The organism is Stenotrophomonas sp. 22LJNL06-5-1 (assembly GCF_056861455.1).
Genome location: NZ_JBSPUE010000001.1, coordinates 637,667 through 651,911 on the forward strand (window position 1 = coordinate 637,667; position 14,245 = coordinate 651,911).

13 protein-coding genes and 6 tRNA genes are annotated in these 14,245 nt (G+C 65.3%); 6 read left to right on the forward strand and 13 right to left on the reverse strand.

The window, feature by feature from the left end:
• Positions 1-74: 74 nt before the first annotated feature.
• From AC13GF_RS03010 to AC13GF_RS03030, 5 genes are all read right to left on the reverse strand, one after another.
• A tRNA-Leu gene (locus tag AC13GF_RS03010) sits at positions 75-159 on the reverse strand.
• 682 nt (positions 160-841) lie between these two features.
• Positions 842-917: transfer RNA gene (locus AC13GF_RS03015), tRNA-Lys, on the reverse strand.
• A 197-nt stretch (positions 918-1,114) separates the two neighbouring features.
• Positions 1,115-1,190 (reverse strand) — tRNA-Lys (locus AC13GF_RS03020).
• Between the two features lie 79 nt (positions 1,191-1,269).
• A tRNA-His gene (locus AC13GF_RS03025) sits at positions 1,270-1,346 on the reverse strand.
• Positions 1,347-1,514: 168 nt separating this feature from the next.
• Positions 1,515-2,222, reverse strand: coding sequence for a hypothetical protein (locus tag AC13GF_RS03030; protein ID WP_483003194.1), 708 nt, complete (start codon positions 2,220-2,222; stop codon positions 1,515-1,517).
• A 330-nt stretch (positions 2,223-2,552) separates the two neighbouring features.
• Here AC13GF_RS03030 and AC13GF_RS03035 point away from each other — a divergent pair, with 330 nt between their 5' ends.
• Together AC13GF_RS03035 and AC13GF_RS03040 are read left to right on the forward strand one after the other, a co-directional pair.
• Positions 2,553-3,473, forward strand: coding sequence for a hypothetical protein (locus AC13GF_RS03035; protein ID WP_483003196.1), 921 nt, complete (start codon positions 2,553-2,555; stop codon positions 3,471-3,473).
• 75 nt (positions 3,474-3,548) lie between these two features.
• Positions 3,549-3,974 (forward strand): hypothetical protein, encoded by a 426-nt coding sequence (locus AC13GF_RS03040; protein WP_483003197.1) that lies wholly within the window; start codon positions 3,549-3,551, stop codon positions 3,972-3,974.
• A gap of 316 nt (positions 3,975-4,290) precedes the next feature.
• Here the strand turns inward: AC13GF_RS03040 and AC13GF_RS03045 are convergent.
• Positions 4,291-4,367: transfer RNA gene (locus AC13GF_RS03045), tRNA-Arg, on the reverse strand.
• Positions 4,368-4,406: 39 nt separating this feature from the next.
• Positions 4,407-4,483 (reverse strand) — tRNA-Pro (locus AC13GF_RS03050).
• A gap of 180 nt (positions 4,484-4,663) precedes the next feature.
• Here AC13GF_RS03050 and AC13GF_RS03055 point away from each other — a divergent pair.
• Positions 4,664-5,422 (forward strand): Bax inhibitor-1/YccA family protein, encoded by a 759-nt coding sequence (locus AC13GF_RS03055; RefSeq protein ID WP_483003198.1) that lies wholly within the window; start codon positions 4,664-4,666, stop codon positions 5,420-5,422.
• Between the two features lie 59 nt (positions 5,423-5,481).
• Here the strand turns inward: AC13GF_RS03055 and AC13GF_RS03060 are convergent, their stop codons facing one another.
• The 6 genes from AC13GF_RS03060 to grxC form a co-directional block, all read right to left on the reverse strand.
• Positions 5,482-6,231: a sulfite exporter TauE/SafE family protein gene (locus AC13GF_RS03060; RefSeq protein WP_483003200.1), complete on the reverse strand. Its 750-nt coding sequence runs from the start codon at positions 6,229-6,231 to the stop codon at positions 5,482-5,484.
• Positions 6,232-6,256: 25 nt separating this feature from the next.
• Positions 6,257-7,165: a LysR family transcriptional regulator gene (locus AC13GF_RS03065; RefSeq protein ID WP_483003201.1), complete on the reverse strand. Its 909-nt coding sequence runs from the start codon at positions 7,163-7,165 to the stop codon at positions 6,257-6,259.
• Between the two features lie 53 nt (positions 7,166-7,218).
• Positions 7,219-7,962 (reverse strand): cysteine hydrolase family protein, encoded by a 744-nt coding sequence (locus AC13GF_RS03070; protein ID WP_483003203.1) that lies wholly within the window; start codon positions 7,960-7,962, stop codon positions 7,219-7,221.
• Positions 7,963-8,208: 246 nt separating this feature from the next.
• A complete protein-coding gene (locus AC13GF_RS03075; protein ID WP_014036138.1) occupies positions 8,209-9,213 on the reverse strand; it encodes an isocitrate dehydrogenase in 1,005 nt (334 codons plus the stop codon).
• Between the two features lie 317 nt (positions 9,214-9,530).
• Complete coding sequence (locus AC13GF_RS03080) at positions 9,531-9,923, reverse strand: carboxymuconolactone decarboxylase family protein (RefSeq protein ID WP_005408260.1); 393 nt, start codon at positions 9,921-9,923, stop codon at positions 9,531-9,533.
• A complete protein-coding gene (gene grxC, locus AC13GF_RS03085; RefSeq protein ID WP_483003205.1) occupies positions 9,920-10,210 on the reverse strand; it encodes a glutaredoxin 3 in 291 nt (96 codons plus the stop codon). The genes AC13GF_RS03080 and grxC overlap by 4 nt, the downstream gene beginning before the upstream one ends.
• Before the next feature lie 142 nt (positions 10,211-10,352).
• Between grxC and AC13GF_RS03090 the strand changes: the two genes are divergently transcribed.
• The 3 genes from AC13GF_RS03090 to phoR all read left to right on the forward strand — a co-directional run bounded on the left by AC13GF_RS03090 (position 10,353) and on the right by phoR (position 14,243).
• A complete protein-coding gene (locus AC13GF_RS03090) occupies positions 10,353-11,999 on the forward strand; it encodes a M48 family metalloprotease (RefSeq protein WP_483003207.1) in 1,647 nt (548 codons plus the stop codon).
• A 116-nt stretch (positions 12,000-12,115) separates the two neighbouring features.
• Positions 12,116-12,805, forward strand: a complete 690-nt coding sequence (phoB, locus tag AC13GF_RS03095; protein WP_483003209.1) for a phosphate regulon transcriptional regulator PhoB — start codon at positions 12,116-12,118, stop codon at positions 12,803-12,805.
• 106 nt (positions 12,806-12,911) lie between these two features.
• On the forward strand, positions 12,912-14,243 hold the full coding sequence (phoR, locus tag AC13GF_RS03100) for a phosphate regulon sensor histidine kinase PhoR (protein ID WP_032129078.1): 1,332 nt from the start codon (positions 12,912-12,914) through the stop codon (positions 14,241-14,243).
• Positions 14,244-14,245 lie beyond the last annotated feature (2 nt).

A 14,245-nucleotide genomic window follows, 5' to 3' on the forward strand; every position in this document is an offset into this window, starting at 1 on the left:
ATTCGGCCTGCACTGCCAGCGCGTGCCGGTCAAGGGGCGTCGATGGCCCGATCAGGGCGGGGACAGGCCGGCACTGGTGCGAAAGGGGGGACTCGAACCCCCACGCCTTGCGGCACTGGAACCTAAATCCAGGGCGTCTACCAATTCCGCCACTTTCGCGTGGCCGGCACAGGCATTCATTGTCGCAGGCGACGGCGGGAATCGGAAGGCCTGCACAAAACTGAACATGGCGGCGGCACACATTGCCCGCGCCAAAGGCCGCCCCGAAGGTCGTGCGACCGTTCGGGACGGCGGCGACTCAGTGTTTCGCCTCGGCAGGAGACGCAGGTGCGTCAGCGCCCTGCCCGGCCGCCACATCCACCTTGCGGATGTCCACGCCACCCTCGTCGGTACGACGCAGGTCCACAGCCTCGAGGGCGGTCCGACCCTCCACCGGTGACGCCGGCTGCGCGACTCCAGCGATCGGGCGCGCCGGAACGGCCTCGGCGCCCGCATCGCGCTCGACGGTCTTCGCCGGGTCATTGCCAGGCGCGCAGGCCGCCAGCGCCAGCAACGCAAATGAAACCCCACAGCCCCCGGTGCAGTCGTTTTATATCGGCCATCAGGATCTTCCTTCGTACATGCGCCCTCGGCGCGGAAGATCCATTGGGTGCGATGAAGGAGGCAACGCGGTGAGAAGCAGCGCACAGCATTGAGAACACTGATGACGCACATGCCCCTGATTTCAGCACCGCTTCAGTAGATCCACGCCATGCGTGGATGAAATGCATCCCGGCGAACAGGCAAGAAACCAGAGAACAGGCAAGAAAAAAGCCACTTGGCGAACCAAGTGGCTTTCGTCTGGTGGGCTGTCAAGGATTCGAACCTTGGACCTATTGATTAAGAGTCAACTGCTCTACCAACTGAGCTAACAGCCCGAAATCGGGGCGCGAATTATGACCCGATCCGCTCGGTGGGTGCAAGCACTTTTTTTCAACGTGGTTGAAACCAGCACTGCGGTCCCGCTACTGCTGCAGATCCACGCCGAGCGGGTCCTGCAACGCGTGATCCATCGGAACGAAGGAGTCACACTTATAAGAAAAAAGCCACCCGGGGTACCAGGTGGCTTCTGTCTTGGTGGGCCGTCAAGGATTCGAACCTTGGACCTATTGATTAAGAGTCAACTGCTCTACCAACTGAGCTAACGGCCCGTGAAACTCAGACGCACATTGTAGCGTGCTTTCTGTTTATTGCAATACCGTTTCGGCTGCGCCGATGCGGTTGAATCAGTGGGGTGGCTGAGGGGATTCGAACCCCCGACCACCGGAATCACAATCCGGTACTCTAACCAACTGAGCTACAGCCACCACTGAAACTTTCGCTCCACCGCCGATGAGGCTGACGTTGGAACTTGATGCCTTGCTACCGGGCGGAACCAGAAGTCCGTCCCCCGAAGCGAGTCCGGCATTTTCCGGGAGTCGCGAAGGAATTGCAAGCATTTCTTCACATTGATGCGCAGGAGCCGGAACCGCAGATCAGAGCTGCTCCGCCGAGATCACGCGCACGGTGTCCCCATGCTCGTCCAGGAATGACAGCGTGGCCTCCCCCTTCGGCGTGACCTGCAACTGCAGGCGCGGCTGGCCCGCTCCGTCGAGCAGCTGAAGCATCGCATTGCGCGACTGCGTCCTGCCAAGAAACACACGACGGGTAATCGCTTGCACACCCTGCGCGTGCAAGCGCTCGTCTTCGGCCGAGAACATCGGCCGCAGCTGTCCATCGGCGACATCGTTGAGCTGCAGTCCGGCAACCGCACCACGCGGGCCATCTAGCCCCAGCAACTGCAGTTGCTGGTCCTGTTGATAGCGATCAAACGTCAGGCTCAGCCCACTGTCAGGCTTGCCATTGTCGTCGCGTCGGCCATTGAAGATCAGGCCCCCGTTTTCGGTGCCTTCGTCGTTGAGGAACAGCATGCCGGCCATCGGCCGCGCGTGCTCGACGATCTCGCGCCCCTTCATGAAAGCGCCAGGAAACAGCGTGCGGTTGGAGACCACCAGGCGCAGGGTGCCGTCAGGCTCCTTGATGTTGATGCGCTGCACATCGATCACGTCGAACGACGCGTTGCGTTGAGCCGTCGCCCCCATCAGCAGGCCAGCCAACGCCAGCAAAGTGACACCGCCGCAGTACAGGGTAAGCCGCCGTTGGTGCCTGCGCAGTCGATGCACTTCGGCCAGCACCTGCTCCACCTCACCCGCGTCTTTCGAAACTGCATCCATGCCGAACTCCAGAAGGGGCGGGAAAAGACGGACAACGCGCTGCCCCGGACGACCCTGTCCGATCTGATGACGTTAGCGGAACCCAAGTCATGCCGCACGCACCGAAGGTCAGGCGCTGGCAAACAGCTCATCCGTCGTCGGACGCGCTGCCGAGATCGTGAACTTTAAGTGAATGGATAGTGAATGGATCTGGAACAACAATGGGGGAGATCCATTCATACAACGTTAGCTGCAGGACATGGAACGCGAGGCGCGCGTTTGCAACCATGCCGGTTCCTGCAGTGAAGGTGAGATCAATAGATGAGCAAGCGGCTAATCGGATTCGTCGCGCTGGCAGCGGTGCTGGCAGTGGCAGCCGTTGCAATGTCCGGCTACCGGCAGCAGGCGGCTGCCGATGCCAAGGCAGAGGAATCCGGGAAGAGTGGCGGCCTCGATGAAAGGCCTGACCAGGGAAGGCAGCTTCCGGCGTCAGGTGCAGCCGCCGCGCAGAGGCTTGAGCGGGACAACAAGATCCCGCCCGGCTCGTACAAGGCCGTGGGCCCCAAAGCCTACGAAATCGTAAGAGGCAATGAGTTCCGGCCTCCCGGTGATGCGCTTGCCCACGTCAAGCAACTGATGCTGCGCTCCGAATCCGGAGACGCCACGGCAACCTACGAAATCTATCGAACCATCGAGCAATGCCAGACCTTCATCTCGGATCGCGCTGACAAGCTGGCGGATTCAGCCACCACGGTCGGGTCCGGCAACTGGTTCCTGGAGCGGTCGGAACGGATCCTCAAAGAGTGCGAGTCGCTGGCTCTGGATCAGGACATCTATCACGCCGATTGGCTTTCGAAGGCGGCCGCCATGGGTTCGCAGGAAGCGATGCGCGCTTACTCGCGATCGCCGGAGAAAGTCATCGGTTCGCTTGATGACGCAATCCGAGATCCAGCGGCGCTCGAGGCGTGGAAGGACACCGCCACCGGATATCTGCGCGAGCTGGAATCACAAGGGAACGTCAATGTCATCAGCGACATGGCGATGGCCTACACCTATGGCGGCATCGTGCCTGCGGATCCCGTTGCCGCCCTGGCGTACACCCGCGTCCTCAACCGGCTGGACCCACGTTTTGCCACCACCAATGACATTGCCAACCATGAGAAAAACCTGAGCAGCCAAGAGAAAGAGAAAGCCCGCATTTCATCGAACGAAATCTTCAAGAACTGTTGCATCCCACGATAAGGACCTATTGTGAAAGCTAGACTGATTGGGATTATCCCTTCGCTTGGTAGAAACTCCATTCCCGCCATTGCAGGCGTGCTGCTGTTCATGGCGGCCGGGAGCCTTCAAGCGAAAAAGCTTCCTGGCGTCATCAACTGCACCGCCGGATGCACGCTGACAACCCCGTATCCCGATCCGGTGACCAACCAGCAGCTTTCCCAAGAGGTCCAGAAGCTCAATGACGGCCGGACCACCGTCTGGACAGCCCAGACGCGAGTCCAGAACGGCGATGTCCTGACCGTGTGCAACGGCATTTCCTGCGTCAACTACACGTGGCGAGGTGCAGGTTTCGACTCCGGCGAAGTGATTTCGACCGTCCTCCCGCCCAACTCCCGGGGCGGTGGTGGTGGTGGCGGTGGTGGCGGCGGCGGCGGCGGTGGCAGCGGCCCGATCAGCGGCGGCTGCCATGGCAACTGCGGCGGTGGCGGCAAGGTGCGGGTGGGCGAACTGGAACAGATGTGATCCATCCAGGGTGCACTCGAGCAGAGTGCGTCCATCGCGACATGAGAAAGGCCAGCGCATAGCGCTGGCCTTTTTCGTTGCCGGGCGCATTGCCCCATCCGAGGCGGCGCTGCTCAAGCACCTGCGGAGTGAGCCGATCGTCGTCAGACGCCGGTCAACCGCAACCGGCATGACATCACGCCGTGCGACTGCACCCCATGCAAAGGGTATCTTTCATCGGAAAAGAGGAAGGTGGAATGCTCGCCACCCTGGGTCGCGCAGCCATCGAATGGGAACCGGTGTTCACGGATGTGAGCACTTAAACCATTGATTCCAATGGCGCGCCCGACAGGAATCGAACCTGTAACCGCCGGCTTAGAAGGCCGGTGCTCTATCCAGTTGAGCTACGGGCGCCCGAACCGGAACGGTGTCCAATCCGACGTGATGTGGGATTGGTCGGGGTAGAGGGATTCGAACCCCCGACATCCTGCTCCCAAAGCAGGCGCGCTACCAGACTGCGCTATACCCCGGTCTTGCAATCCCCTCGGGCCACGCCCGGGGAGTTGGTCATTGTCGCCAAGCGCATTGGGAACTGTCAACGCAGGATGCGCAGATCCGGCGCCTGCCACAACGCCGAAAGCAGTCATCGGCTATGCTCACGCCCATCGGCCGGATGGCCGTCCTGACCCTCATTCGCACGGAGAACGCGTATGCGCAGCGGCAACCCGGCTCTTTCCGAGTCCACCTTCCTCGACCTTGCCAGTGGCTCGGTGGTGACCAGCCCCGACCAGGCAATGACCCTCAACGGCACCGTCAACAAGACCGGCTTCCTGCTGCTGTTGACCGTGCTGACGGCCGCTTTCGCCTGGAACCAGACCATCGGCGACTACGGTCAGGTTTTGCCTGGTGCCAGGCTGTATGCCATGGGCGGCGCCATCGGCGGCCTGGTGCTGGCGCTGATCACCGTCTTCAAGAAGGAATGGTCGCCGGTCACCGCGCCGATGTACGCGCTGGTGGAAGGCCTGTTCCTCGGCGCCATCTCGGCCGTGTTCAACGCCAAGTTCCCGGACATCGTGTTCCAGGCCGTGCTGCTGACCTTTGGCACCCTGTTCGCGCTGCTGTTCGCGTACCGCAGCGGCCTGATCAAGGCCACCGAGAACTTCAAGATGGGCGTGGTTGCGGCCACTGGCGGCATCGCCCTGCTCTACCTGGCGTCGTTCGTGCTGGGCTTCTTCAACATCGACGTGCCGGTGATCCATGACTCCAGCTGGCTGGGCATCGCCTTCAGCCTGTTCGTGGTGGTCGTGGCCGCGCTGAATCTGGTGCTGGACTTCGACTTCATCGAGACCGGTGTTGCCCAGCGTGCACCGAAGTACATGGAGTGGTATGGCGCATTCGGCCTGATGGTGACCCTGGTCTGGCTGTACGTTGAATTCCTGCGCCTGCTGTCGAAGATCCAGCAGCGCTGAGCCGAAACATGCCATAGACGACAAAGGGCGCCCTTCGTGGCGCCCTTTTTCGTTCCCCCTCAGCGCGCCAGCAGCACCGGCAGCGACGACGCCAGCAACGCGATGCCTGATGCGGTCAGCAGGCCCAGCACGACCTGCCGGAAGCGCGCCTCGCTGATGCCGATGTAGACCCGCGCACCCAGCAGGGTCGGCACCAGCATGGCCGGTGCCACGATGGCGAAGTACGGCAACATCTGTCGGCTCACCATGCCACTGCCGACATAGGTGGCCATGGTCACCGCCAGCATTGCCAGGTTGAAGTTCTGGATGACCGCGCGCTGTTCGTCCTTGCCGAAGCCCCGCAGGGTGCTCCACAACGTCGGCACCGGCCCGGCAAAGCCGCCGATGCCACTGAGCACGCCACCGGCCATGCCAGCAATCGCATCACCGATACGGCCGCCGACGCGGACCGGAGGCAACGAGCGCGCCATCAGCATCACCGGGCACCACAGCGCCAGGAAGCCGCCCAACAGCGCCTTGAACCAGTCCATGTCCAGCTGTGGCAGCACCATCACGCCCAGCGGAATGCCGGCCAACCCGCCCAGCACGAACGGCAGCAGCAGGCGCAGATTGAATCCGCGGCGCACGGTGAACACCGCGACCAGCTGCCCGACCAGTGCACCAAACACCGACAGCGTCGCCGCCAATCGTGGCTCCAGCCCCCACGCCCAGAACGACATTGCCACCATGCCGAAGGCGAAGCCGGACAGGCCCTGCACGAATCCGGCGACGATCGCGCCCAGCGCGACCAGCAGATACACCGACTCCATCACCACCTCGGTTGCAGCCGCGCGACTACCCTGCCGCGCCCACCTGTGCAGCGTAGTGCGCCGCAAGGTGCTCGACCAGCGCGCGCACCTTCGGCGCCAGCGCCCGCGCATGCGGATACAGTGCGAAGTAGTGCCGCTGTCCGGCGTGCCAGGCCGGCAGCACGCGGATCAGGCGGCCGGCACGCAGGTCCTCCTGCACGGTCAGCGCAGTAAACAGGCTGATGCCCATGCCAGCCAGCGCGGCGGCGTACAGCGCAGGCGTCGCATCCACCCGCAGGCGTTGCCCCGCCTCGATGCTCGCGGCGGCACCGCGCGGCCCCTGCAACTGCCAGGGCGGCATTGACGGCGTGGGACTGAAGCCCAGCAGCGTGTGCTGCGCAAGATCCGATGCCTGACGCGGCAGGCCATGACGCGCCAGGTAGGCCGGCGCCGCGACCAGGATGCGCGGGCAGCTGGCCAGTTCGCGCGCAACCAGCTGGCTGTCCGGCAACGAGGCCGCGATACGCAGCGCCAGGTCGAAGCCACCACCGACGACATCGACCAGTTGATCATCGGCCGACAGGTCAAGCGCGACCTGCGGATAGCGCTGCAGGAACGACGGCAGCCAATGCGGCAGCTCCTGGCTGGCCACCACCTGCGGCACGCTGATCCGCACGATGCCACTGGGCTGCGCCTGACCGGCACGCACGCGATCATCCGCTTCCTGCAGGCGATCCAGCAGCGCTGCCGCCTCGCGGTAGTAGTCGCGACCGGCTTCGGTCAGTGACAGCCGGCGGCTGTTGCGATCGAGCAGCCGCACCTGCAGATGCTCTTCCAGCTGCCGCAGTTGCCGTGACATTGCCGAGTGGGTGGTCCCCACGCGTTCGGCAGCAGCAGTGAAGCTGCCTGCGTCGACGATGGCGCGCAGCGCACGCAGGGCGGCGAAGTGATCCATCGGCAAGTGGCTCCACGTGGCGGGGCCCACGGCATGCGGGCCCCGCCAGCTTATCAAGCGCCGTCGCCGGTCTTGCGCACCGGCAGTGCCAGGATCGCGTCGGTACTCATGACATCACCGAAGGCGTCTTCGATCTGCGCCAGCGAGGCGTCATGCAGCGCGCGATGATCGATGCGCTGGCCACCGGCCAGGTCCAGGTCGCGGCTGGCGCTGGCATCGGACGATACGATTACCCGGTAGCCGCGTGGCGCCGCCGCCGCGTCGCGCGCAGCACCGGCCACACAGGCATGGGTCTGCAGGCCGGTGACGATCAGGGTGTCGATGCCGGCATCCCTCAGCACCGTGTCGAGCACCGCGGCCGAGTTGCCAGCGAACACGCTGACGTTGTCCTTCTGCACCACGGTCTCACCCTTGCGCGGCAGCAGGTCGCGATGGAAGTCGGCATTGACGCTGCCCTGTGCGAACAGCGGCGCGCCGGCCGGCAACACGTGCTGCACGTGGATCACGCGGATGCCATGGGTATCGGCGAACTCGACCACCCGCTTGGCCTGGCGCAGTGCGGCCACGCCATCGGGAATGACCATGCGGCCACCGGCAAAGCCCGGCGCAGGCTTGGCGTCGAAGTATTCGTTCTGGAAGTCGATCACCAGCACGGCGGTCTTCGCCGCATCCAGCGATGTTGCAGCCGGCGCCCCGGCCAGATGGCGGATGGTGGGATGGGCCGGCTCGGCGGCAACGACCGGCGTGGTGGCGGCCATGCCGATCAGGCTGGCCAGGCCGAAGGCGGTGAAATTCATGGGGCGACTCCTGTGCAGTGGAAAGTGGGCACAGGATGCGGAGCGGATGGCGCACGAACCAGCCGTGTAACAGCACATGATCTGTGCGACATACGCACAGACAATCCCCTGTAGAGCCACCCCATGGGTGGCTGCGGACCAAAGCCCCGCCATCCACGCATGGCGTGGATCTACCGAGCCGGCCCACAACGCAGCGGGGCGCCCGAAGGCGCCCCGCTGTGGATCCAACCGAGGTCTGCCGGCCGCTTACAGGCGGCTGGCGATGGCCTGGGCAAAGCTCATGGTGGTGCCGGTGCCGCCCAGGTCGCCGGTCAGCGAATCCTTGGCTTCCATGGTCGCCACGATGGCCTTGCGCAGGCGCTCGGCGTTCTCCGGCTGGCCGACATGGTCCAGCATCTGCGCGGCTGCCAGCAGCAGCGCACACGGATTGGCCTTGCCCTGGCCGGCGATGTCCGGCGCGGTGCCGTGCACGGCCTCGAAGATCGCCGCGTCCTTGCCGATGTTGGCACCCGGGGCCAGGCCCAGGCCGCCGACGAGGCCGGCGCACAGGTCGGAGATGATGTCGCCGAACAGGTTGGTGGTGACGATCACGTCGAACTGTTCCGGACGCATCACCAGCTGCATGCAGCAGTTGTCGACGATCATTTCCTGGAATTCGATTTCCGGGTACTGCGCGGCCACTTCACGGGCGACGTTCAGGAACAGGCCCGAGGTCGACTTGATGATGTTGGCCTTGTGCACGGCGGTGACCTTCTTGCGGCCGGTGCTCTTGGCCAGCTCGAAGGCGTAACGCACGATGCGCTCGGAGCCCTTGCGGGTGATGCGGGTGCCGGAGAAGGCGGTCTCGCCATCGGCCGACACTTCCTGGCCTTCGGCCAGGTACGCACCTTCGGTGTTCTCACGAACGGTGATCAGGTCGACGTTGTCGAAACGCGACTTGGTGTTCGGGAAGGTGTGGGCCGGACGCACGTTGGCGTACAGGTCGAAGTGGCGGCGCAGGCTGACGTTGATCGAGGTGAAGCCACCACCGACCGGGGTGGTCAGCGGGCTCTTCAGCGCGACCTTGTTGCGCGCGATCGATTCCAGGGTCACCGCCGGCATCAGGTCGCCGTGCTTTTCCAGGGCCACCAGGCCGGCGTCGGCGTCTTCGTACTCCAGGCCAGTCTTGAGCTGGTCGAGCACGAACAGGGTGGCGTCCATGATTTCCGGGCCAATGCCGTCGCCGCGGATGACCGTAATTTTCTGCGTCATTGATCGATGTTCCGAACAGGGGGAAAAACGCCGTCCGGACGTGCCCGGAAACGCCGGCGCAAAGGAAGTTTCACCGGCAATTATGCCTTACCCGGCTAGGAGACCCCAAATAGGCAATTAGTCCGAGCCGGGTAAGGCAGAATTGCCCGCGCATTTCTCCTCTACCCCCGCCTGTCGGCGCGCCCCTTCAACAAGAAGGGGCTCCTGGGCTGTTGGATCGCGGGGGAGGCCCCGACGCGCCTGGTAGTGCCGGCCGCTGGCCGGCAACCTCGGCCGTGTCGGGTTCAGGGAATGCCGGCCAGCGGCCGGCACGACCCTCAGTGCTCGTGCGCTGCCGGGGCGGCGGCGCCGCCTTCAAGCTGGTCGAGGAAGTCGACCGCGCGGCGCAGGTGCGGGATCACAATCGAGCCACCGACCACCAGGCCGACCGAGAAGGTCTCGAAGAACTCCTCGCGGGTCACCCCGGCGTCCTTGCACTGGGCCACGTGGTAGCTGATGCAGTCGTCGCAGCGCAGCACCATCGAGGCCACCAGGCCCAGCAGTTCCTTGGTCTTCACATCCAAAGCGCCGGCCTGGTAGGTCTGCGTGTCCAGCGCGAAGAAGCGCCGCACCACCTGGTTGGGCTCACCCAGGATGCGTTCGTTCATGCGCTTGCGGAAGTCGGTGAACTCGGCGATGCGGTCCTTGCTGCCGTCGTCGGCCGCGCTCATGCCTGGCCCTGCCCGGCCAGCAGCGTCTCGAGCTTGCCTTCACGGTGCAGGGCCATCATGTCGTCGTAGCCGCCCACGTGGACGTCGCCGACGAAGATCTGCGGCACGCTGGTGCGACGGGTCAGTGCCATCATCTTCTCGCGCTCGACCGGGTCCAGGTCGATGCGGACCTCGGTCCACTGCTGGCCCTTGCTCTTCAGGAAGTTCTTGGCGGCCACGCAGTACGGGCAGACGGCGGTGGAATAGATGGTGATGGCGGGGGCACCGCCGGCGGTCTGGGCTGTCACGGGAAACTCCACGATGGATCGACGGTCTACATATGGTACCGGTGCGCTGGAAATTCCACGCCACGGCCGCAACACTGTGGATTAACGAATGGTTGCCCCCTGCCCTGCCACGCTTGGCGCGCCCCGCCCGAGGACCCCCTGCTTGCGAGCCCTGCTGCTGACTACCGCCGTCACCCTGGCCCTGGCCATGCCGCTGGCCCAGGCCCAGGAGAAGCTGCCCGACATCGGCTCGTCGGCCGGCGAGCTGCTGACCCCGGCCCGCCAGGCCGAGTACGGCGCGATGATGCTGCGCGAGCTGCGCAATTACGGCTACCTGCTGGACGATCCGCTGGTCAACGACTGGCTGCAGACCATGGGTACCCGCCTCGGCTCCAACAGCGACCAGCCGCGCCAGCCCTACACGTTCTTCGTGATGAACGACCGCCAGATCAACGCCTTCGCCACGCTGGGCGGCTACATCGGGGTCAATGCCGGCCTGGTGCTGACCGCCGAACGCGAGGACGAGGTGGCCGCGGTGCTGTCCCACGAAATCGCCCACGTCACCCAGCAGCACGTGCTGCGCGGGGTCGAGCGCGCCCAGCGCGACCAGATCCCGATCCTGCTCGGCATGCTGGCGGCGGTGGTGGCCGCACAGGCCAGCAACAGCACGTCCTCCGGCAACGCCACGATGGCCGCGATCAGCTCCGGCATGGGCCTGATGCAGCAGCGGCAGATCAACTACACCCGCTCCAACGAGTCCGAGGCCGACCGCCTCGGCATCCGCACCCTGTCGCGCAGTGGCTACGACGTGGATGCCATGGCCGGCTTCTTCGAGCGGATGGCATCGGCGATGCGCGGCAACGAGGGCGGCTACAGCGTGCCCGAGTTCCTGCGCACCCACCCGGTCAACATCACCCGCATCAGCGAGGCCAAAGCCCGCGCCGACCAGATGAAGAAGGACACGGTGCTGCTGACCACCACTACCCCCAGTGGCGAGCGCAGGGAGCGCGTGGACCCGGCCGATCCCAGCCTGGCCGAACCCCTGTTGCGCGGAAACAACCCGCTGCTGCCCAGCAGCGTTCTGCGCATCCCGATGGGCCAGCTCAGCCGCGGCGCCAGTGGCGACTTCGACTGGGCGCGCGAGCGCCTGCGCGTGCTCAGCGCGGACTCCACCCCAGAACTGGAACGCGAGTATGCGGATCTGGCCAAGCGCCAGAAGGACGGCCTCAACGATGCACAGCGCTATGGCCAGGCGCTGGCGGTGATGCGCAGCGGTCGCGCCGGCGCCACCCAGGCCCGGCAGACCCTGGCAGGCCTGCTGCAGACCCGCCCGGACAATCTGTGGCTGGCACTGGGGCTGGGTGAAGCCGAATCGCGTGCGGGCCAGACCGCCCAGGCCAACAGCCGCTTCGAGCAGCTGCTGCGCCAGCACCCCAACAGCCGTCCGGTGGCGCTGACCTATGCCGAGATCCTGAACGAACAGGGCAGCCGCGAGGCCGGCCAGCGCGCGCAGGCCATGCTCCGGCCCCTGCTGTCGCAAAGCGGTAACGATCCGGTCTTCCAGCAGCGGTACGCCCGCGCCAGCGAACTGGCCGGCGACAGCGTGCGTGCCAGCGAGGCCTACGCCGAGGCGGCCTTCCTCAGCGGCCGGCCGGAACAGTCGCTGATGCAGCTGCAGGCGCTCAAGCGCAATCCGGCGCTGGACTATGTAGGCCGGGCACGTGTGGATGCCCGCATCGAGGCGATCACCCCCACCGTGCTGGAGCTGCGCCGCCAGGGCGTGCAGGACCCCGATCTGGACCGCCGCTGAGCGCTGCATGACCGGCCGATGGCAATCCAGGACGGTTCCGGCCGGGTAGTCACAAACATGTCATCAAACCGTAGTCTACTGGCACCACTCCAGTAACCGAGCCCTACGGTGTCCTCGTGCAGAAACGCATCCTGATCGTCGATGACGAGCCCGCGATCCGTGAAATGGTCGCCTTCGCCCTGCGCAAGGGCGATTACGAACCGGTCCACGCCGGCGACGCCCGTGAGGCCCAGACCGCCATCGCCGATCGCGTCCCCGACCTGATCCTGCTGGACTGGATGCTGCCCGGCACCAGCGGCCTGGACCTGGCCCGCCGCTGGCGCAAGGAAACCCTGACCCGCGAAGTGCCGATCATCATGCTGACCGCCCGCGGCGAAGAGAATGACCGCGTCGGTGGCCTTGAAGCCGGTGTCGACGACTATGTGGTCAAGCCGTTCTCGGCGCGCGAACTGCTGGCCCGCATCCGTGCGGTGATGCGCCGCGCCCGCGAAGATGACGAGGACGGCAGCGTGGCCGTCGGCTCGATCCGCATCGACGGCGCCGCCCATCGCGTGTTCACCAACGACCAGCCTGTGCCGATCGGCCCCACCGAGTACCGCCTGCTGCACTTCTTCATGACCCACCCGGAGCGCGTCTATACCCGCGCCCAGCTGCTGGACCATGTGTGGGGCGGCAGCGTGTACGTGGAGGAGCGCACCATCGACGTGCACATCCGCCGCCTGCGCAAGACGCTGGAACCGTTCAATGCCGAGAACATGGTGCAGACCGTGCGCGGCGCCGGCTACCGCTTCTCCACTGCTACCTGAGTCTCGTCGTGCCGGCGCCACGCACCCGCGGGTGCCGGCGCCGGCAACTCTGCTATAACCCTCGGTTCACCCCAGTGAACCGCCGCACCTCAACGACGAGATCGCAATGCCCCGCCACATCCGCTCTGCCTGGTTGAAGACCCTGGCCACCGTTGCCGCGGTACTGCTGTTCGCCGGACTGGTGGGGTGGTTCACGGGCCATCTGTGGTTGTGCATCGCACTGGGCGCGCTGGCCACCCTGGCCTGGCATTACTGGCGACTGCGCAGCGTGCTGCGGCGCCTGACCGCGCGCCAGCGCTGGGACACCGCCGAAGAAGGCACCGGCGTCTGGAACGAGCTGGACCGCCTGCTGTACCGCAACCAGGTGGAAATGCGCGTGCGCAAGCGCCGCCTGCTGGACATGCTGCGCAGCTACCGCGCCGCCGCCGCCGCGCTGCCCGATGCGGTGGTGGTGCTGGACCGCAACAGCCAGCGCGTGCAGTGGTTCAACGAAGCGGCCACCGCCCTGCTCGGCCTGCATCATCCCGGCGACCTGGGTGAGGCCCTGGTCGAACGCCTGCAGCCGATGCCACTGGCCCACTGGCTGGCCGGGGGTCGCAATGCCGAGCCGATTCTGGATGTGCCCTCGCCGGTCGATCCGGCGATCCGCCTGAACCTGCGCCTGATTCCCTATTCGTCGGACTACTGGCTGCTGATCGCCCGCGACGTCAGCAAGCTGCTGCGCCTGGAACAGGTGCGCCGCGATTTCGTGGCCAACGTTTCACACGAACTGCGCACGCCGCTCACTGTGGTCCATGGCTACTTGGACATGATGGACCCGGAGGATTTCCCGGGAACCGGACCGATGCTGGAAGAAATGCGCAAGCAGAGCCAGCGCATGGCCCAGCTGGTCGAAGACCTGCTGACCTTGTCGCGCCTCGAATCGCAGGAACACAGCGAGGAAGAGACCGTGGCCATGCAGCCGATGCTGGCGACACTGCGCCGCGAAGCCGAAGCGCACAGCCAGGGCCGCCACCAGATCAGCATCGACGACCTGGCCGGCGTTGACCTGCAGGGTTCGACCAAGGAACTGCACAGCGCCTTCTCCAACCTGGTCACCAATGCGGTGCGCTATACGCCGGCCGGCGGCCGCATCGCCGTGGAGTTCCGCCGCGAAGGCGACGGCGCGGTGCTGGCGGTGCGCGATTCCGGCTACGGCATCCCGGCCTCCCACCTGCCGCGCCTGACCGAACGCTTCTACCGTGTCTCCAGCAGCCGCTCGCGCGAAAGCGGCGGTACCGGCCTGGGCCTGTCCATCGTCAAGCACATCCTCGGCCTGCACCATGCACGGCTGGAGATTGAAAGCGAGGTCGGCAAGGGCTCGGTGTTTTCCTGCCATTTCGATGCCGACCACGTGCGCCCGCGCGAGTCCGCCCCCCTGACCTCCATCGAAGAATGACG

What these genes read in the sequence shown, in the direction of transcription:
- AC13GF_RS03035 (WP_483003196.1), top strand. Translation starts at nt 2,553, where the DNA reads ATGAGCAAGCGGCTAATCGGATTCGTCGCGCTGGCAGCGGTGCTGGCA.
- AC13GF_RS03055 (WP_483003198.1), top strand. Translation starts at nt 4,664, where the DNA reads ATGCGCAGCGGCAACCCGGCTCTTTCCGAGTCCACCTTCCTCGACCTT.
- AC13GF_RS03060 (WP_483003200.1), bottom strand. Translation starts at nt 6,231, where the DNA reads ATGGAGTCGGTGTATCTGCTGGTCGCGCTGGGCGCGATCGTCGCCGGA.
- AC13GF_RS03065 (WP_483003201.1), bottom strand. Translation starts at nt 7,165, where the DNA reads ATGGATCACTTCGCCGCCCTGCGTGCGCTGCGCGCCATCGTCGACGCA.
- AC13GF_RS03070 (WP_483003203.1), bottom strand. Translation starts at nt 7,962, where the DNA reads ATGAATTTCACCGCCTTCGGCCTGGCCAGCCTGATCGGCATGGCCGCC.
- AC13GF_RS03075 (WP_014036138.1), bottom strand. Translation starts at nt 9,213, where the DNA reads ATGACGCAGAAAATTACGGTCATCCGCGGCGACGGCATTGGCCCGGAA.
- AC13GF_RS03080 (WP_005408260.1), bottom strand. Translation starts at nt 9,923, where the DNA reads ATGAGCGCGGCCGACGACGGCAGCAAGGACCGCATCGCCGAGTTCACC.
- phoR (WP_032129078.1), top strand. Translation starts at nt 12,912, where the DNA reads ATGCCCCGCCACATCCGCTCTGCCTGGTTGAAGACCCTGGCCACCGTT.